Genomic DNA, 19,143 nt, shown 5'->3' with positions numbered 1-19,143 from the left:
GAGATATGCTTGCCTTCCGGCGCTCGGCCTCTCCCAGCTCAGGCGCGGCAATTGCGCTAAACCCGCTTTGTCTCTCAAGTCCCGGTCTTCGCCCGCGCGTTTTCGATCAAGTTGGGCGGCACGTGGCCGGCAAGTCGCGCAATCGTGAAATAGCTCACGTAGCGCCTCCGACCTGAATCACCCTGAAGGCTTGAAACGCCCATCAGTCCCGCGGAAACATGCGGGTGCTCAAGCTTATTTTGAGATTTCAAAACCTAACAGACCGATGCTGCGTTGGGGATGACTCACGCGCAATCATGACCTTGTCTCGGGCATAGCAACGCGCAGTCAGGCGCAGTCAGTGCCAGTCGACTCTTGCGGCACACCGTGTAAAGTTTGTAAAGCGACCAGAATTCAGAAAATCTTTGCTGGCGACCGACTGCGGCGGCGGCGTGAACTACGCGGGACAACCCAAGCCGAACTCGCGGACGCTCTTGGAATTTCGGCTGGCTATCTGAGCCAAATGGAAGGAGATCAAAGGCCGATCACGCGCAAGCTACTAATGCGGCTCAGCCGTCTGCGCGGTATCAATTATTTCGCGGCTGACGATGACTTGCGTCTCGCGAGCGAATTGCGTGAAACCGCCAGCGACCCGCTGCTCGGATCTGCCATCTCGGCCGACGAGGCGAGCCAGAAGTCCGAGTCGCTCCCGAGATTGCGCAGCGCTTGCGCTCGAGTAGAGCATCGTTCGCTGCAAACGCGCGTGGCACAGAATGATTCGGGCGCCGCGAGCCGCTTTCCCTATCATGAGGTCCGGGATTGGGTTGGATGGAAGCGAATTATTTCGACGCGCTTGATCATGCCGCCCAAAGACTCGCTGAGAGACGAAACCTCCATTCCGAGAACCACAGTGGAGACTTCATCAAGTTTCTGCGCGACGCGTATGGGATCCGCAAGGCGCAAGCTCCAGAGGATCTTGGCAAGGGCATGATCTGGCGCCTTGATAACAACGCCAAGACTCTTTTTCTATCCGGAGATACCCGCGTAGAAACCGGCTGTTCTGGATCGCTCACGTCATCGGCCTCCTGGAACGGCGAGAGAGAATCGAGCGGCAGATCAAACAGGCACGATTAAGCAATGAGGAGCCGCACCGCTAGCACGTTCGCTCTCGCCAACTGCTAAGCCGGCGCACTGGTCATGCCGTACGAAGCCTTCCTCACCACCGCGCGCTGGGCGCGGTACGACTCGAACGACTTCAACGACGCTTCGGAACGAGCCTCGAACAGGTCTGCCACCGCTTGAGCACACTTCAATGTCGGAACTCTCCGGGAATTCCGTTGTATTTTTTGAAGATCGACATCGCCGGAAATGTGCTGAAGCGTAGCAGCGCCACGCGCTTTAGGTTCGCCGTTTCGGAGGGCCCTGCCCCGTCTGGAACGTGCACCGATCGTTCTCGCATCATGGCCGCATCCTGGTCCAGTTGGCCGCCACGCCGGAGAGCCTGCGAACGCAAAGATTTGTCATCACCGGGCGCTACCGCCGATCGGACACCCGCTTGACGTCAGTACAATCGAAAGAGGTCGTCCCGTATCAAATCAACACCAAAATTCCGCGAACCAGCCGCCGCAGACGACGCAAGAGCAAAAACCGCGGCTTCGGCAATCGGTTGCACGTGGACGTGGACGTGTGTATCTGTAGTCAAGTTGAGGGCTAGCGCACGGCAGGCTAACCGCATCCAAGAGTCCGTCGGCCTTGCAGGAGCAAAGAGGCCCAGGAATTTGGACGTGGGCCTTCTTTGTCCCACCCAGGCCTGAGCCGGGGTGCTCCGGACCGCAACAAGAGACAGCCATGTTCGGATACCAGACTTTCCTCCTATTCTTGGCAGCGGCCCTGCTTGTGGCGATCACGCCAGGACCGGGTATTTTCTATATCGTCGCGCGAACACTTGCCGGCGGCAGGGGCGAAGGTTTGGCGTCGAGCGTCGGTCTGGGTCTCGGTGGGCTTGTGCACGTACTGGCTGGCGCGGTCGGCCTCTCCGCCCTCGTCATGGCGAGCGCGGAGGCTTTCACTTTGCTGAAGATCGCGGGAGGCCTGTATCTCGTCTGGCTGGGAATCAAAACATGGCGCGAAGCGCGTATCGTCGAACCGACCGACGTGCACACAACCGGAGCGCGTCGAGCCTTCCGTGAGGGCATCGTCGTTGAGGCGCTCAACCCCAAGACAGCCGCTTTCTTTCTCGCATTCATCCCGCAGTTCGTCGATCCATCGGCGGACGTTGCCACTCAATTCATCACTTTGGGCCTCATCTCCGTCGCACTTAATACGGGCGTAGATCTAATTGTTACCTATTGGGCCGCGAAAGCGAGAGCTGGATTTGCAAAGCGACCGTCGTTCATTGTCAAAACGCGACAGGCGTCGGGTGCTGTCATGTGCGGTCTGGGAGCGACGTTGCTGTTGGCTCGTCGCACAACTTAGCCTTTCAGGCTCGCAAATCGCCGCCGCGTTTCAGCATCGGGACGCTCCGTGCTCCGCTCACCAATAGGGAGACCGTGGGAAACGTGCCGGTGTTCGGATCATAACGGTCTTCTTGAGCAAGCTCCGAAACCAGCCTTGTTGTGTCTGTGAGTTCGGACAATAGATCTTGTACCCCGCTCCAGTTAAGGCGGATCTCCTCTTCCACCAATGGCCCAGCCATGCGTCGAGCGAGGGGCAAGCCGTCAAGATCAAAACGAGTTGCCGGGCCTCAGCAGCGTGTGCGTTTAGGACCGTGGGCGCGATGTACTTCAGCAATTCGAGGCGACACTCTCAGGCCTCGAAATCCCGGGAATTTGCGTTCTGTCGTATTGAGACTTGCACCCCGTTGCTTGTCCCCGCGGCATTCTCGTCCGGACCGTCATCCGATCGATTCGTGCCACGAGGTCGCTTAAGAGGCGGCAAAGCGCCTAAAGAGCAGGAGAGGAGCCGGCGCGGTATCGCCGGCCGAGATCCGTCACCGAAACCATGGTGCAATGTCCGGTTTCCCGTCGACAGCCGATATCGCGACGCCTCGTTTCTTGCTCAGCTTGGGGCCAAAACTAGCCTCACGCGCTGGCGCGGCTTCCGCTTGAAGCAGAACGCAGCTTTGGTATCTGGAGGCCGCATCAATCCGGTGTGGTCGCGCGCAGGATGGCTAAATTGACCTTTGCCCGCATCGGCTGCGGTACCCCATACATGCAAGAGCGCCAGAGCCACTCGACAGGACCGAACCGATAGCGGCCCAGCCACCATGCGCTGAACACCACCTGCGCGACATACACGAAAATGCCGATCGCCAGTGTCGCGGCCACGCCGAGGCGGCCAAATTGGCCTAGCCCATAGCCGTAGAAGATCCAGCCGCAGATCACAGATTGCGCGAGATAGTTAGTGAGAGCCATGCGGCCAAGCGGTGCGGCCCAGCTCAGCATCCTCCACCCGCCGGAGAGGTTCACAGCGGCGATAACTGCAGCCGCATACCCCAGGGCCAACACGACCGCCGCCAGCTGTTCTACCGAAAAATGCGCGCGCCCGAGCGACGGCCCATCGAAGAGCTCCTGTCCTGCTGCCGCGAGACTCAATCCGGCGCCGAGAAGAATGCCAAAGGTTGCGACGACGAACAGCAGGGACCGGTTCGCCGAAGCCCAACGCAAGACCCCGCTGCGCCACGCGAAGGCGCCGACCAGGAACAGCGCGACAGTGGGCGGCAAGGCCATGACCTGCAGCGGAAGAATCACCGTCACCTCGCGGATCCGGAACGCGAGCACATCGAAGAATCCGCCCGTGCCGTAGGCGCGCGTCGCGTCCGCGGCAAGAGCGGCCATCCCGGCCGCATCCGGCAGCGGCACGATCGGCGGTAGCACCGGCATTGTCACGTAGAGCCCCAGGAGCAGCAGGGCTGCACCCGCCATAAGCCACCGCGCGCCGCCGAGGAAGGGCAGCACCACGAAGCCCGCCAGCGCATAATGGACGAGAATGTCGCCGCTCCAGATCAAATGGAGATGTACCGAGCCAATCCCCAGCAACATCACCAGTCTGCGCAAGAGCAAGATCTTGCGCCGTGGATTGCCGGCAAGCCGCTCGAATTGGATGGCGAGGCCGACGCCGAACAAGAGCGAGAACAGCGCAATCGCCTTGGAGTCGACGGCGACCGTCAGCACGGCCGCCACCGCCCGATCAAGCGGCCCCGCCGGCTCCGCGTTCGGCAAGAACGAGGCGAAGATGGAGACCCGAAATATGGTCACGATGTTCATGGCCAGCACGCCGAACAGGGCCAAGCCACGCAGCACGTCAATCGCGTCGAGCCGCTCCGACGGGTTTACAGGCTTTCCAGGCGCGTCACTCGCCGGCGGGGTTCGCGAGACGATGCCTCCGCCGGTCATTGCAGGATTCTCCCATTTCCGATGGGGAGATTTAGAATGCCGCCCCGTGCCGCATCAAACTACCTGAATTGGGGGGCTGATCCGAACCGTGACAGTGATTCACGGCCGATGCGGCACGAAATAACATGAACTTGGATTGACGCGAGTTGGCTTAACTTGATCTCCCGGTATTGCCGCGACCTGTTAGATCGGTACCGTTCGATGACTGACGAGGACGCAGGCCGGCTCTCCGGCGCGATCCTGCTCCTTTTGCTGGCTAGGGTGAGGAAGCGACCTAACCGATCTTCGGGGTAGGAGCGCGGAACACTTGGACTGGATGTACATTAATCAACATGAACGACCAATTCAGGAAAGTTGGCGTCATGGGTATCGAGCGTATGCACTCGCCTCACTACTGGGAGATGCGAGCGGAGGAGTTTCGGACGAAGGCGGACAACTGCGAGCATCCTGAGACAAGGAAAAGCTTGCGTAACGTCGCTAAGACCTATGAGGAGCTCGCCCGCCGCGCGGAGCAGGTCCGCACCCTGCGAGACGTAGCAGAGTAGCCAGTTAGGAACTGCCGCAACTAGTGCGGCACTTCTTGTCTCGCCGCGCGTTCGTAGGCAGAGGGGCCTAGGCCTACTCGACGGATTGGCTATCTTGATGGTGTGACCCTGTAATTGCCGCTGTTCAAAGGTGTGGCAGGCAAGCTTGCGTAATCATGGCCGGATTGAAGAACGTGATCGCCTGTCGCGATGAGACATACTCTCCGAGCCTCAGTGCCGGCAAGGCTCGCCGGCACACCATCTGTTAGACCAGTCCTGACGCTCTTCGATGGCGAGTTCCACCTTGGTCGCGAGCCCAAATAGGATCGACGAGAAATCAGAAAGCACCTCCTTCTTCGATTGGTCGGCTGCGTGGCGTCTGCTGATAAGCGCGCACTCTTCCGCTTCCGTGAGGAGTTTTTCCAGGTGGGTTTGCATGTCGGCTGTACTCTTGCGGCACCAACGTGCTGGCAAGCCAGCGTGTCGCGGAGCTGACATCCTCCATCTTCAAGGGGTCGCCGGGTTGGTCGTTCCTAAAGCGAATGTAGCTATTGGCCAATTCGGCTAGTTTTGAGTTAGTTCCTGGATAGTTCCGTGTGCGAAACGAAACAACCGTTGGCCTTGTCTTCTTCCTAGCTGCACTTTGTTCCATCACCGAGTGGTCCGAGGCCTGTATCGGTGTGTGAACGCCAATCGCGCTCCGCCGAACTCACCAATGGAGCAGCGCCATGATAGAACGCCGTCGGTTCAAGCAGACCCAATCTCTCGAAGAACGGCTTCATCACGAAGCCAACCGACTGCTCGAGAAGGCGAAGTGTCTGCCGCGGAGTCCTGAGCGCGAGCAACTTCTGCGGAAGGCCTGCTAGGCCGAAGCCGGTTCGCATATGAGCGAGTGGTTGAGGTCGCCCAGCAAACTCCGCCAGATGCTAGCACTCAGCTCTACATCCTTGTGTATCAAACGACCATGTTTGTGCTGGCAGAGAACGATGACGACTGGGAAAAACTCGGCAATGCTGCAAGATTTGAGACGACGATCACACAGCGGAACGGAACTGAGTGGCCGCTGGGAATAGTTGTTCGGATGCGATGCAACTCTGCACTGTCTGACAAAATATTGGCGATCTCGAACCCCGCTTTTGATCAATAGGACACCCGGCGGATTCAATGGGGGCGCGCCTAGGGAGTGCCAGGGCGCGAGAGTCCCCACAAAATCGGCGCCTTCGAGGGCGTCGCCAGAAGCCTGCTACATACTCTAAGCTTTGTGGGCGACTGAGTTGCTCTCACTCCTTTTAATAGATCGGCGCGCCCTTGCAATCGCCGCACAGACGGCATCGGCGCCCTTGTACTCTGGTGGTGATGGCAGGGAAGGCGCCCGGCGCAGATCTCTCCCTGCAAAACCGCTTTGCGAGATGAGTGCCATGCCAGTGGCCGCGCTCGCCAGCTTCTCGGCCGCCGCGGCGCTGCGGGCCGTGGCGCACCAGGCGGGCCGCCGCCGCACCGGGCGGCGACGTCGGTCTGCCTCTACCCGGAATGAAGGCGTCCGAGCGCAATTCTTCCCTCGGGCGGACGAGTACCGGGTCGGGGCCAACGGATCGGCCCCGGGAAGCTATTGGCAATGCTCAAGACCCGTGCCTCATCCGTTTCAAGAGCTATTTTTTGGGCGAGCATGACATCGCCCAGGGCCAAGCCACCCACCGGAACGAAGCACCACCCTTGCCCGAGCCGCCCGTATTCGTCGATCTCGTTGACGTTGCCGGATGTTCCTCGCCGGATGCGGTACCGCTTTCCGGTATCGCACCCCACGACGTCGAAGTACCCTCTCCTTTCGAACTCGACCCTTTGCCGGGGTGAAAGCCAAAAACGCAGCAGTCGCAGCGCTCGAGCCTGGGCCGTTTTCTCGTCGTCTACTGCTTGATAAAGTCTGCCAACAGCCAGCCCCCGAAGGGTCCAAGGGCTGATGCGACCGATCCTTCTCTTCACCGGTGCTCACCCGCCCACGAGCCGCGGGAAGAACAATGTTTCTTCGGCCGTCGGATCGAACGCGGTGATCCGGCTTACCTCACCGCGCCCCTTCCGCACCGCCGCGGTATATCCTTTGCTGGTAAATTGGAGGAAAAGCCTTTCCGCCTCTACCAATGCTTCTGCATTGGAGTTGTCGAAGAAGTGCTGGCTGTCGCCGCTGTGATCCATCACGATTTGCACTGCCATGCTGAGACTCACGATTGCACATCACAAGCAATGTGGAATCCGAGCCCTCGTTCCTAACTGACCTAATCGCCACTGCGACACCTTCTATCGCTCTGCACCATGGGCAAAGGGACGGTGCAGTGGCTATCTCCGGCGTCCCTGACGATCGCCTCAGCTTGTTCGAGCTCGACCGAATATCGACATAACCGTGTCCGGCCATCGCGAGCAGTGCGGGGGTTCTCAACCGGTCTATTGCGTGCTGCCGTTCACCCGCCTGTGGCCGCCTTATGGCCCGTGTACTAAAAGCCCGATCCGAGGCTGACCGGCTGGCCCTTTGTGTCGATCACAACAACTTCGCGGACATTGCGATCGACAACCGCAGGTCCTGTGATTTTTCCATTACTGTCGGCAAGTGAACGCACAATCGGACCGCACCGAAGAGCGGCCTTATACATCGCTTGACCCGTCACGGCCCGCGGCGCAAGCAAACGAGCAAACCGTCACCGATTTAGGATGAATTGAGCGCGACCCGTGGAGCCGGATGAGCGGAACAGCGAAGTCGCTCGCCGAGGTCGAGTATGGGGCAAAGCCGGCGGGGGTGTGGCCCCCTTTCATGGACCCCAGGACCTTTGACAGGGCGTTGGCGGCCGAACTATCGGCGAGAACAGGCGTTTATCAGTCATGTCAGACGCATTCGATTATTTCCGCGCCTACGCCGTCCGAGCTCTCTGCAAGGCGCGATCGATGCCGAAGGGCAGGCTGAAGCACCTGCAGCTTGTGGTCGGCCGCATCTATAACCTCCTCAAGAAGGAGGCGGCGTATGGCTCAAACACGCAAAATCTGGAAGCCTTCCGAGCAGCGCAGAGGCTAGAAAGATCTCTGGATAGTCGCCCGAACGACCCGGCCGCTCGAACTCGTTTTGCCGCGACGAATCCTCATCGCGCAGAACAGGAGGTTCGTTGAGTGGCCTCCCTCGAAGCTCGAACCGTAGCAAGCCTCCTGCGAGAATACGCGCAGCGCGCCGCCCTGCGTGGCGGCAACCCCTACCGGGCAAAAGCCTATTCTCGCGCGGCGGACAGCTTGGGCGCCCTTACAGTGCCTTTGGACGTCCTCATTGCCGAAGACCGGCTCACTGAGGTGAACGGGGTCGGCGACGCGATAGCCGACATCATTACCAAGCTTCACAAGACAGGCACTCATCCAAGTTTGGAAAAGCTGCGGCAGGAGATCCCGGAGGGCGTGCTCGATATGCTCGCCGTGCCTGGCCTTCGTCCGGACAAGTTGCTGCGGCTCTACAAAGATCTGGGCATCGCCTCCCTCGCCGAACTGGAGGCCGCCGCCAATGACGACCGCATCAAGAAGGCGAAAGGACTCGGCGCCGCGCTGCAGACCAAGATCCTGCAGAACCTCGCCATCGCGAAGAGTGGAGAAGGCCGCCTCCACCTGCACCGTGCCGCCGCCCTGCTCGCGCACGCGCAAGATTCCATCCGGAAGGCACAGCCCGAGCTCAAGCGGGTGACGATCGCCGGCGACTTCCGCCGTGGATGTGAACTCGTCCGCGACCTTGCGATCGTTGCGGAGGCCGCTAGGTCAAGCAAGGCGCCGAAGCCACCAGCGGATGGTCTGCAGATCTCCGTCTCCGACCGGAAACACTTCGGGGCCGCCCTTCTTTTCGCCACCGGCTCCGCCGCCCATGTCGAGCAGCTCCAGACATTGGCCGCGGAGAAAGGAATGCGGTTGGAGCCCGAGGGCTTGCATAAGGGCCGCACGCTGATCGCGGGCGAGGAGGCCGACATCTATCGCGCTCTCGGGCTGCCATTCATCGATCCCGAGCTCCGAGAGGGGCGGGGCGAGGTCAAATTGGCTCTGAAGGGCAAGCTGCCGAAGCTCGTCACCGACGACGATCTCCGCGGCATCCTTCACTGCCACACGGATGCTTCCGACGGCGCCGAGACCCTGGAGACGATGACGAAGGCGACCCGTCAGCGCGGCTTCGAATATTTCGGGGTCGCGGACCATTCGAAGTCGGCGCACTATGCCGGTGGTCTCACCGTGGAGGAGATCGTGCAGCAGCACCGGGAAGCGGACCGGCTGAACAAGCGCTTCGCCAAAGATTTCCGGATATTGAAAGGTATCGAATCCGACATTCTGGCGGGCGGGTCGCTCGACTACGACAACAAGGTGCTTGAACGATTCGACTTCGTCGTCGCCAGCATTCACGGTCGTTTCAAGCTGGACCGCAAGGCGCAGACGCAGCGCTTGCTTCGGGCGATCTCCGATCCTCACACAACCATCATCGGCCACATGACCGGGCGACAGCTGCAGCGGCGGCCGGGCTACGAGATCGACGTCGAGAAGGTGCTTCGGGCATGCGCGAAGCACGACGTCGTCGTCGAGATCAACGCGCATCCATGGCGTCTCGACTTAGATTGGCGCTGGCACCAGGCGGCGCTTGAGTTCGGCTGCATGCTGAGCATTAATCCAGACGCGCACTCGATCGGAGAGCTCGACCACATGCACTGGGGCGTCGCGATGGCCCGCAAGGGCGGCGTCCCTGCCGACCGGGTCCTGAACGCGATGACGCTTCCCGATATCACGCGCTACCTCCGCCAGAAGCGACGTTCGCTTTCCCGCGCTGCCTGATGTCGCCCGCGCACGACCTCTCGCTGGAGGGAACGGTGGTTGCAGTCGCCGCCGATCGCGGGCACCACTTCAGCAAGCCCTCACGGCATCGGATCGTGCTCGTGGAAGGCGACGACCACGCGAACACCTTCGTCCGGCACCATTATCTGGCCCGCCGCCGACCCCAGTTTCCCAATCTGCGGCAGGTCCACCTGATCCCATCCCGAGCTCTTCGCAACCCTCGCGCAGGCTGGCTTCGATATCGGAGCCGGTGAGCTCGGCGAGAACATTACCACTGCGGGCCTGGAGCTCGAACGGATGCCGCTCGGGACGTTCATGGAACTCGGGCCCACAGCCATCGAGTTGGCTCCACACGCTCTGTGTCCTGATCGACCGCTTCCGGGCGGGCCTTAAACGGCGCGTGCTCTCGTCGGCGGAAACAGGCCCTGCGTTCAGATGTGGGGTGCTGGGCGTGTGCGGGTCGGAGGGGCGGTCGTGGCCGGCGATGTAGTACGGGTGCTTCTCCCGCCCACCTCGTTTCAGGCCCTACCGGGCCTGTAAGACCTCGGTTCACAACTCGGCCGCCTGATGGCCGAAGCGAAAAGTGGTCGGTAGATGGGGCCGGCATGGCCGCAAACAAGGTAACGGCGGTACGCTTTGGGGCTGAGGAGGCAATCTAACAAAGCAGCCGAGCTCCGCTGGCGGCTTTTTTTCTTTGACTAGGAGGCGTTCGCCCTGGCTCGTTCGCGGGCCTCGCGCCTGCGTTCACGGCGTTCGCGCCGCAGCTTCGCACGGTCGGCGGGCTGCGGCGGCAGCGAAGGGACCGCCGCTACTTCGGCTACGGGCAGGCCCGTCTCGCTGGCCGCCGTCGCTTGGATTGGCTCCGGCGTCGGTCGGGCTTCCATAAATTCAAGCACTTCTCGCCCTTTTGAAGTCAGCCTCCAACCACCGCTTGTGCGTTCGATGAGCCCTTGTGACCAGATGTCGAGATCCGGCACCCGCGCCGCGAGGCGTCTGGTCCGGTCCGCCCAATCGCGTCCGCTGGTCGCCAGGATAGCCATGTCCCTCTTGAGGTCCTCCATCACGGCAAACCCATCGGGATATGCCACCAGGATCTTGAGGACCGTGACGTGGAAGTTCACGTCCGTCCCCCGCGATCAACGCCACATCGTTCGCACGTGCGAAAGGGCATCTCGCCCCATCGGCCTAAGCCTCTCGCGAGAGACTTTGCCCCTGGTCGCAGTTTCCAGGATCTTCGAAGCAACGTGCGTCCGTGCCCCGATCTGTCGGCCTAAGACGCTTTCGCACATTTCATCAAGTACCGCGCGCAAAAGCGCGATGGTTGCAGTATCGAACATGAGGTGCCCCCAGAAGGGAAAATCCCATCTTAGCCCGGTTTTGCCGGCGTGTGGATTCGGCATGTTAGCCTTTGTGGAGAATACGACCGAACTAGAAACGGGTGCAAGATTGGGTGCCGATGCCCCGCCCGCCGCTTTAGCTAAAGGTCGCGAAGGCACTCGTCCCGCCCCTTCCGTCCACAGCCCGCAATGTTTGTCGATCGCACCACGAACAAATTGACAACGGGCAAACCGGTCTGTTCGAAGCAACGGATCCGCATCGAGCACGCGGTCGCTAAGCTCATCCGGACTTAGAGCGACGCCTCTTCGAGGGCGGAACGCGGCTCCGCCCAATCTCTCTATCGCCGAGCCTAACATACGCCGAAAAGCGGCTCAGTCAGCCTTCTTGCGCTCCATTTCGCGCATTATACGCTCGTTTTCGGCGATCCGCGCTGTTTCCGCGGCTTTAGCTTCATCGCTGGTCCGCCAGCTGCCAGTCAGAATTTTCTGCAAAACGTCATCGAGCTGTGTCGGCAAACCGACAAAGACGATGCGGCCATCACGGTCGACCACGAACGAGGTGGGAATCCCGACAGACAAGCTGGGATCTAGCCAGAGCTTCTCCATTTCGCCTGTGTAGTCGAACCCGATCCGGTAATTGAGATTCGGTACCTTTTCAGTCAACCAGGCGTCCAACTTGTCTCTGGCCTCGTCCGCTGTTTGAGCGTGTTCATGAGCCGCGAGTCCGACGACCTCAATGCCGCTGTTTTTGTATTTCTCTTGCAACTGCACCAGTTCCGGGATCGCCGCGACACACGGTGGGCACCAAGTTGCCCAGAATTCGACGACGTAAACGATTCCGGGCTGGAAGCTCGCGAGAGGCTGGCCACGCAGCCAGTTCTCCACTTTTATCGGAGGAGCTGGGGATTCCAATCCGAGCACCATGTTACTCTCCAAAACTTAGTGCCCAACCTTGGGCGACTTTTTGTGTAGCTGATCCCGGAGCGGCAGGCGCGACCGGCTTGCCGCTTGAGGGCAGCGTCCCAGCGAGATTTGCTGCGAAAGTCGGTGCAGCCGCTAAGCGCGATGACGCTCCAAGTCACAAGCAGGAATGTTTTCACTCATGAGGGGGTACTTCCGTTCAAGGAAGGAGAGCCTCGAGTGACGTGCATCCGTGTGCACTCAGCACTCGTTCGCTATTACTGCACCATAGTAGCAAGGTCTGTGCCACGTCGTCTGCGTGCATTAGGGCTCTGATCACGACATGCAAAGCTCGATGGTACTCCGCCGGAATCAAGTTGAACCCGACGGCTGCGTGTCGCCGCCGTCTCGATACGAATGAACTGCCCATAATCGACGACCCGCCGGACTACGACGTCGCTCCTCCGTTCTCCGAAGACTTTCTCGTCCCTGCTCGCCAGCTTGATAGGTGCTCGCCCCACTCGCCGCCGACAGTCCCAAGCGACCTTGCCCGGGAGCTAAACCGCTCGAGCTCTATATTGATGAATGCCGTGCTGTACTTCTTCGGCCGATCGCCACTCTGATGCGACAACGGTCATGACCGGGATTGGACGGACTCTCGAATTGAAATTGCAAGGTGTGATTCTATTTCGATCGCTTACCGACGCAAGCTCGGCCACGAACCAGCAATAAAAGCGATGAAGGATTTCGTCACGACGGGCGGCGCCCCCAAGGAGGTCATCGAAATCGCGCGAGAGCTCGGCTGCTTCCAGCAGTTCGAGCCGTTTGAGCGTCTTGCAGAAGAGAGGAAGTCAGCCATCACGGGGAAGACATCTAAAAAAGGCAACAACGCATCGGCTGAAAGCGTCCGAACCCGCATTTTCAATGATCCCGTCAGCTCGCCCTCGCGCACGATATGCCAATGGGCCCTACGGGTTCGAGAGCTTCCTTGTCAGGATGGCCCAATCGGAATGGCGGGATTGCTTGGTGCTGAAGCGCGGCATGGCGCTTGTGGTCACGCGCACCTACGCACGCGCCACACGGAGTATGACCATGCTGGGACGCAGAGAAGCTGACGCCCCACCAGGCGCTGATGTGACCAAGATCATTGTCTCAGACAAGCCCCCGACGACGATCCAGTGGTCTCCGATCCCGCGATCGTTCAAGGGTGAAGTCATAAAGTCAAATGCGAAGGAGCCTGGACATCAGATCACGGGCGGAGCGAAGCTAGGATCCGCGACGATTCCGCTCAAAATCGAGATCTCGCACGGCCACGTCATTTCGCCAGCACGGTCAAGATGAGCGAATTGCGAACGAGCGACGGACTCAAGTATTGAACGAAGTTGAAACGCTGGAAGCACATTCAAGTGCTCCTGTCGCAAGTTGCCATCACTCGCCGCGGGCGAGTGGCCAGACGATGGGCCGCTGCGCATCCAGCACCTCATCGCCGATCGTGCCGATACGGAGACTGTACAAATGGTGAGCCATATTCTGCTCCCTTGCGGCAAATAGCCGAAGCTTCCCCTTCTTGTTCCTTCCGGGGCGCCGAGATTTCCTTCGTGAGGCCTCACGTCCAGCGCTGAAACCGTAAGCGCTCAATGCTGATGAAAATCCGTTAATGCAGCAAATCCCACATGCCTAAATTCGGCGCTTCATGGGCTTCTTTCGTTGTTTTTGTGCGCTTACTAGCGGTTTGGGGCGCCCGAGCGGGACGTTTGATCACTGCGCCTGCTGTGATCATCGATGAAAGCCGGCCATGTAGCGGATTACGAAGAAAGTCACGGCGATGACGGCGGACGTTACAGCGAGTGAAAACGCTACTCGCGCCAAGAATTGGCCAGGGCTAAGTCCGTCCCATGAACTCATTTTCGTGCCTCGCGTTACGACTCGGATTTGCGCCTGCAGCATGATCATACGATACTCTAGCTTGCGAGTAATCAGCGGAATTCGGTTTATGCGCGCCGTGAATTGTCGCGCCCGTTAAGGCAGTCACTCTGCAAACCTAAGGTCCCATTAGTGGTACAAAATTCCACTGCTGAGCAACTGGCCCTTTGTATTCGTAGAGCGAAGTACGACTGCCATCTTTCGTGGCGCGATTTTTATTGTCGATGCACAGCTTATTGTCGGCGGTACTCAGAATAGTAACTCCCATCGCTGCTTGGGATCGGCAGGGTTGTCGACTGCAAGCGTCAGCGTTATTTCCGGTGCGTTGAAATCGCCTTTGCGATTGCGAGCTTACCTGCGCTTGACTTCAACGCTGATACGAATGTCGGGTTGCAAACATTTTGCGTCCTGATGGACATTGGAACAGAACAAAATAGGACAAACCCGACAAGTATACACAGGTACAGCAGCCTTTTGGAAAAAAGGCACGTTGCTTGCTTGGGTGCAATGAGCGTCACCGGTCTTGCAGGGGCCGGTGATGCTCGGGCGGGCCTGACATGTTTCAAGACCATTTCGGGTCCGCCTCGTTACTCCTCGCGAGGTAACATGGAGCAACGTATTCGAGCGGCTTCAGCCGCTATCGCGTTCGCTCATGCGCTCGGTCGCGAAGTCCTCAGCGTGTACGAACATGAAGGCCGTAGGTACAACAGAATCAGCGTCCGCGTAACCGGGAGCATAATAAACGGTTACGACTTTGAAAGTGAATGCCACGTCGCCGGTGCGCTACCGAGTATATATCACTTCGGTGCGGAGTCGCATTGGCTACTGAGGCCCAATTGCCCACGACTCTACAACGGCCTTGATTATTGCACCTCAACCCCCTTCTCCGTGAGAGTGACGGACAATGGTGTCCAGATAGGCGATTGGCGGAGGAATTCCTTCACATATAACGTCTGGTGGCTGGTCCGTGCGATAGAAGGAAGCCGACGATGGAAACTGCGCTAGCAAATGGCGCTGTACTCGCTTCGGGGCAATCCGGTCGCTTGCCTGTGAGCGCTTGGAGCCTGGGGTGGCTGAGTATCTTGGTGAACGAAGCCGATGGAGAAAGCGTTTGTTACTATGCCGCTCCTTCCGCTGAATTTATGTGCGGTCCGGATTGGCCTGCCCCCTAGGGCTCGCGCTGTTGTGGGTGTTGATTGTGTGCGAATGCCGCCGGAACAAACGGGTGCGGACTGCTCGAAAACTATACCGGTGCGTGGCCTAATTCGCGGCCCGCCCTCGGCGCGTCTTGAGCGATCACTTTGCAAGCTTAGGTTCAGGTACTTCGGAGAGTAGGGCAGGTCAGCGGTTGGCCTGACAGCACCGAAACGCCCATCTTGAAGGCCCTGATCTCATTGGCGCTTCCTTTAGAAAACAAGGCAGTCACCATTGCTCAATACGCGCGCTAAGTTGGCTCTATTCAGTTGAACCGCCGCGCCGCCGGCATGAATACGCCGATAGCTGTCTTCGGGATGCCTGGTGATGCACGTGATTCTAGCGAGGTGCCATCTGAGCGAATCCGCTGGCTGACTCCGTTTAACTTCACAATCTCATACAGTTCGTCAGAAAGCCGCGACACTCCCAACTTAAGTAGGCCATCTCCTCATGCACCGCGAACGCGTGCGTTATTCTCGCTTGCTGATTATGCCCTGGAAGAACGGCAGGCGGCCAGCTTGGGCCGTCTCGTCCCAGTGGTCATCGTGTGGTGGCCCTCTCTTCGGTTTTCCTTGACTTATGCACCAACTCTCCCGCTCTTTGTATCCATCCGAGCTAATCCGAGCTAAGCCGCGGACAAAGGATTACGGACTCCACCGCTTGAAGCATCGTGTCGGTGCCCTGCCATCGTTATAATAAGTGAAAGCCGGCGATGAACTACCGGCAAACGCACCAGTGTTTCCGCTGAGCGCAAGGCGGGTGTACGAGCCGTTGGGCCGAACTTGTTCTCGCCGACCCTGTTTGTGGTGCTTGATTGGGGTTGAGCTCACAGGAATTCCTTGCGCTAATCGTCGCTGATCGAGACCTGCCGTTCGACTGCGCAGCGCACCGGGTCCACGGCACTGTGAACCTCAAGGATGGCGCCATCACAGGTCCGCTTGACCGCCCTGCCGCGATGGACCGCGGCCGCGAGATCGATCACCTCACTGCGTAGCGCGCGCAACCCGCAGGAAGTCTCCGCCATGCGTTACTCCGGTCAGGAGTTCGTGGAGCTTGTTGAGATTGCCGCTAGTTCGATTCGACCAGCTTGGTTTTGAAGCCGAACGGGCGCAGACTGGTCTAGCCAGTAGCGCTTTTTGGTTAGGTTCATATGGTCAAGATTAAGGTGCCGTCACACCGCGTTGGGCAGATGGGAGCGCGTCGGATCTATGACGTGCTCAGGGATCAGATCCTGGGGCGCGTATACGGCTGCAACGGCTCACTGCCCTCGTCCCGCGCTCTCGCCGAAGAGCTGGGAGTATCGCGCGGGACGGTGACGGCCGCATACGAACAATTGGCGGCTGAGGGATTCATCGAGACCCGCCATGGCTCCCGCCCACGGGTCGCAAAGGCTGTCCTCGGGACCGGGCGCACAGGCACGGAAGCACGGTCATCTACACGGAAGGCACGAGTCTCGCGGTATGGTGAACGTTTGCGACAGGTTGTCCCACGCTCCGAGCAACGTCGCAATCTCGTTGCCGACTTTCGCTATGGTGATCTCTCACCTTTGGACTTTCCCGTACTAGCATGGAAGAGAGCCGTAATCGGTGCGATCACGCAGCGACCCCGAACATTGACTTACGATGATCCACGTGGCTCGTTGCGCCTGCGGACGGCACTACAGGGCTATCTCTGGCGTTCGCGGACCGTACGATGCGAGATCGATCAGATCATCGTCGTCAACGGTTCGCAGCAAGGGCTCGATTTGTGTGCTCGGCTGCTGCTTGATGCTGGCGATCGGTTCGTCATGGAAGATCCTGGATATCCTATGGCGCGGCACATCCTCTCGGCGACCGGAGCCATTGCGGTGCCAATTCCGGTCGACGCAAACGGGCTGGACACGGTGAGGCTTGCAAGGGCCGAAGCTCGTCTCGCCTACGTAACGCCCTCACACCAATTTCCACTTGGCGGTGTCATGCCGATCGGGCGCCGGCACCAATTGCTCGCCTGGGCCAAGAAGGTTGACGCCTAAGTCATCGAGGACGACTACGATAGCGAGTACCGCTACGACACCAAACCTGTCCTCCCGCTGCACGCTCTCGAAGGAAGCGAGCACGTCATCTATCTTGGGACCGTCTCCAAGACGCTCTCGCCCACCTTGAGGATCGGCTATGTCGTCGTGCCGCCTGAACTACAGTCCGCGTTCACCGCCGGAAAGCAGATTATGGACCGGCACACACCTCTCATTGAGCAAGAGGCACTCGCGACGATGCTCGATACGGGCGCCTACGACAGCCATGTCAGGCGGATGCGGCGGCGGAACGAGAAGCGCCGGCGAAGTCTCATTGAGGCATTAAGGCGGAGATTTGGCGACCTAGTTCGAATCGAAGGTGACGCTGCCGGCTTGCATCTGGTCGTCTGGTTCGATGATCTGCCCAAGAAGTCCGAAACAGCATTGATCGAAGCAGCCCGCGCAAAAGGTGTTGGCATCTACCCCATCTCGTCCCTGTACGATCAACGTCAGCCGGACCGCCGGCGCGGACCAAACCTCATCGGGCTCATCATGGGCTATGCCGCGTTGGAAGCTCGTCAGATTGAGCGTGGCTGCCAGCTCCTGGCGCAAGCGGGCGACCAGTTTCGTTCACGGTGATGACCGCGAAACAACTGGACCAGCGAAATCGTGACGAACTGGCCTTTCTAAACGTACTTGGCTTGGGCTATTCCAGAGCGGAGAACGGAGAAGCGCTATGTACGTACCGCCCGCCTTCCGGGATGATAACATCGAGAACATCCGAGCGACCATCAGCTCCGCACGCTTGGCGAACCTAATCACAGCCACGGCAGAAGGGCCGCTCGCAACACCACTTCCGCTATTCCTCGACGCGATGGAAGGAGAACAGGGAGTCCTGTACGGTCACCTGGCCAAGGCCAATCCGCAATGGCGCGCGACTCCGATCGGCGAAGCCCTGGCCATTTTCATGGGTCCGGAAGCTTACGTGACCCCCTCATGGTACGCCACCAAGCAGGAAACCGAAAAGATAGTTCCGACGTGGAACTACATCGCCGTCCATGCTTACGGTCCGGTTGAGTTCTTCGATGACAACGAACGTTTGCTAGATCTGGTTACCCGATTGACGAACATCCATGAGGGCTCACGGGCAACACCTTGGTCTGTCAGCGACGCTCCGGCAGACTTCGTCGCCGCCCAGTTGCGTGGGATTGTCGGCATCCGCATTCCCGTGACCAAATTTGAGGGCAAGCGGAAGATGAGCCAGAACCGTCCTCTTGCCGACCGTATCGGTGTCGTCACCGGCCTTGCTGCGAGCCAAGAACCACGCGATCAGGAAGTCAGCATGCTGGTTCCAACGCTGGCCTGAGCCACGACGCTTCGGACCGCAACGCCAGGCCGAGCTGTGTTCGGCTACCAGTTCTTCATTCTCCTGGCAGCGGCGACCCTCATAGTCGTCACGCTGGGACCGGGCATCTTCTATCGTCGCGCGAACGCTCGCTGGCTGTCTTGCGAAGGACTTCAAGGCGTTTGTCGCAGATCTCAAGGCCAAACCCGGAAAGCGCAATTTCGGATCGCGGGGCAGCGGCAGCTCTCCGCATGTCGCTGCGAAATTGCTCAAGAAGATGACGATACTGATGCCGTGCATGTGACCTATCGTGGCGCAGCATCGGCGCCGAACGACCTGCTTGCGCGGCAAATCGATTTTCCTGCTCGACCCCGGCATCGCCATCGAGCACGTGAAGAGTGGCGGATTGCGAGCTCTTGCGATCGGAAGCCCGCCGGTGCTCGCCTCAGCTCCCCGATGTGCCGACACTGAACGAGCTCGGCCTCACGGGGTTCGACGCCGACGCCGTTTTCGGCGTCTATGCACCTGCCGGAACCGCTGCCGAGATTATTTGCGCGCCTCATTACCGAGATCAACCGGGCGCTGCGACGCCCGCGCTGAAGGACCTAATCATGTCCGCTGGCAATGTACCTGCGGCAATGCCCCCGAAAAGTTCGCCGCCAGAGCCCGCGAGCGTACCAAACGGTTCGGCGCAATCATCCGAGAGCGTGGGATCACGGCGGGTAAC

Annotated in this window: 13 protein-coding genes and 3 pseudogenes; 9 read left to right on the top strand and 7 right to left on the bottom strand. The window is 59.6% G+C overall.

Annotated features, from left to right (window positions below; translation table 11 throughout):
- Positions 1–340: 340 nt before the first annotated feature.
- The 4 genes and pseudogenes from XF30_RS40110 to XF30_RS12005 all read left to right on the top strand — a co-directional run.
- Positions 341–547: pseudogene (locus tag XF30_RS40110) on the top strand (helix-turn-helix domain-containing protein); the annotation flags it as partial.
- 260 nt (positions 548–807) lie between these two features.
- Complete coding sequence (locus XF30_RS39280; protein ID WP_244608933.1) at positions 808–1,113, top strand: hypothetical protein; 306 nt, start codon at positions 808–810, stop codon at positions 1,111–1,113.
- Between the two features lie 164 nt (positions 1,114–1,277).
- A pseudogene (locus XF30_RS40105) lies at positions 1,278–1,693 on the top strand (short-chain fatty acyl-CoA regulator family protein).
- A gap of 134 nt (positions 1,694–1,827) precedes the next feature.
- Positions 1,828–2,454 (top strand): LysE family translocator, encoded by a 627-nt coding sequence (locus tag XF30_RS12005; RefSeq protein ID WP_109142814.1) that lies wholly within the window; start codon positions 1,828–1,830, stop codon positions 2,452–2,454.
- A 665-nt stretch (positions 2,455–3,119) separates the two neighbouring features.
- Here the strand turns inward: XF30_RS12005 and XF30_RS12000 are convergent.
- From XF30_RS12000 to XF30_RS11980, 4 genes are all read right to left on the bottom strand, one after another.
- Positions 3,120–4,373, bottom strand: coding sequence for a DUF418 domain-containing protein (locus XF30_RS12000; protein WP_109142813.1), 1,254 nt, complete (start codon positions 4,371–4,373; stop codon positions 3,120–3,122).
- Positions 4,374–5,128: 755 nt separating this feature from the next.
- Complete coding sequence (locus XF30_RS11990; RefSeq protein ID WP_192893108.1) at positions 5,129–5,335, bottom strand: hypothetical protein; 207 nt, start codon at positions 5,333–5,335, stop codon at positions 5,129–5,131.
- Between the two features lie 1,083 nt (positions 5,336–6,418).
- The gene (locus XF30_RS39275; RefSeq protein ID WP_244609095.1) at positions 6,419–6,832 is read right to left on the bottom strand and encodes a hypothetical protein; all 414 of its coding nucleotides are present in this window, start codon (positions 6,830–6,832) and stop codon (positions 6,419–6,421) included.
- Between the two features lie 51 nt (positions 6,833–6,883).
- Positions 6,884–7,105 (bottom strand): hypothetical protein, encoded by a 222-nt coding sequence (locus XF30_RS11980; RefSeq protein ID WP_109142812.1) that lies wholly within the window; start codon positions 7,103–7,105, stop codon positions 6,884–6,886.
- A gap of 660 nt (positions 7,106–7,765) precedes the next feature.
- On the opposite strand from XF30_RS11980, the gene XF30_RS11975 reads away from it, so the two are divergent.
- Both XF30_RS11975 and XF30_RS11970 read left to right on the top strand, forming a co-directional pair.
- Entirely contained in the window at positions 7,766–8,047 is a 282-nt protein-coding gene (locus XF30_RS11975) for a hypothetical protein (protein WP_109142811.1), read from the top strand.
- On the top strand, positions 8,048–9,727 hold the full coding sequence (locus XF30_RS11970; RefSeq protein WP_109142810.1) for a DNA polymerase/3'-5' exonuclease PolX: 1,680 nt from the start codon (positions 8,048–8,050) through the stop codon (positions 9,725–9,727).
- Between the two features lie 698 nt (positions 9,728–10,425).
- On the opposite strand, the gene XF30_RS38055 is transcribed toward XF30_RS11970, so the two are convergent.
- Positions 10,426–10,848 carry a hypothetical protein gene (locus XF30_RS38055; RefSeq protein ID WP_158284357.1) on the bottom strand — a complete coding sequence of 141 codons (423 nt, stop codon included), beginning with the start codon at positions 10,846–10,848 and terminating at the stop codon, positions 10,426–10,428.
- A gap of 588 nt (positions 10,849–11,436) precedes the next feature.
- Positions 11,437–11,988, bottom strand: coding sequence for a TlpA disulfide reductase family protein (locus XF30_RS11950; RefSeq protein WP_109142808.1), 552 nt, complete (start codon positions 11,986–11,988; stop codon positions 11,437–11,439).
- A 713-nt stretch (positions 11,989–12,701) separates the two neighbouring features.
- Here XF30_RS11950 and XF30_RS37700 point away from each other — a divergent pair.
- Positions 12,702–13,079, top strand: coding sequence for a hypothetical protein (locus XF30_RS37700; protein ID WP_146207683.1), 378 nt, complete (start codon positions 12,702–12,704; stop codon positions 13,077–13,079).
- Positions 13,080–15,925: 2,846 nt separating this feature from the next.
- On the opposite strand, the gene XF30_RS11940 is transcribed toward XF30_RS37700, so the two are convergent.
- Complete coding sequence (locus XF30_RS11940) at positions 15,926–16,105, bottom strand: hypothetical protein (protein ID WP_109142806.1); 180 nt, start codon at positions 16,103–16,105, stop codon at positions 15,926–15,928.
- A 126-nt stretch (positions 16,106–16,231) separates the two neighbouring features.
- Between XF30_RS11940 and pdxR the strand changes: the two are divergent.
- Both pdxR and XF30_RS11930 read left to right on the top strand, forming a co-directional pair.
- Positions 16,232–17,710 (top strand): annotated as a pseudogene (gene pdxR, locus XF30_RS11935) (MocR-like pyridoxine biosynthesis transcription factor PdxR).
- A gap of 97 nt (positions 17,711–17,807) precedes the next feature.
- Entirely contained in the window at positions 17,808–18,437 is a 630-nt protein-coding gene (locus XF30_RS11930; protein WP_109142805.1) for an FMN-binding negative transcriptional regulator, read from the top strand.
- Positions 18,438–19,143: the final 706 nt, after the last annotated feature.

The organism is Bradyrhizobium sp. SUTN9-2 (genome assembly GCF_003122645.1).
GTDB lineage: Bacteria > Pseudomonadota > Alphaproteobacteria > Rhizobiales > Xanthobacteraceae > Bradyrhizobium > Bradyrhizobium yuanmingense.
Note: the sequence above shows the minus strand (reverse complement) of the source record. Positions and strands in the feature narration are given on the sequence as shown.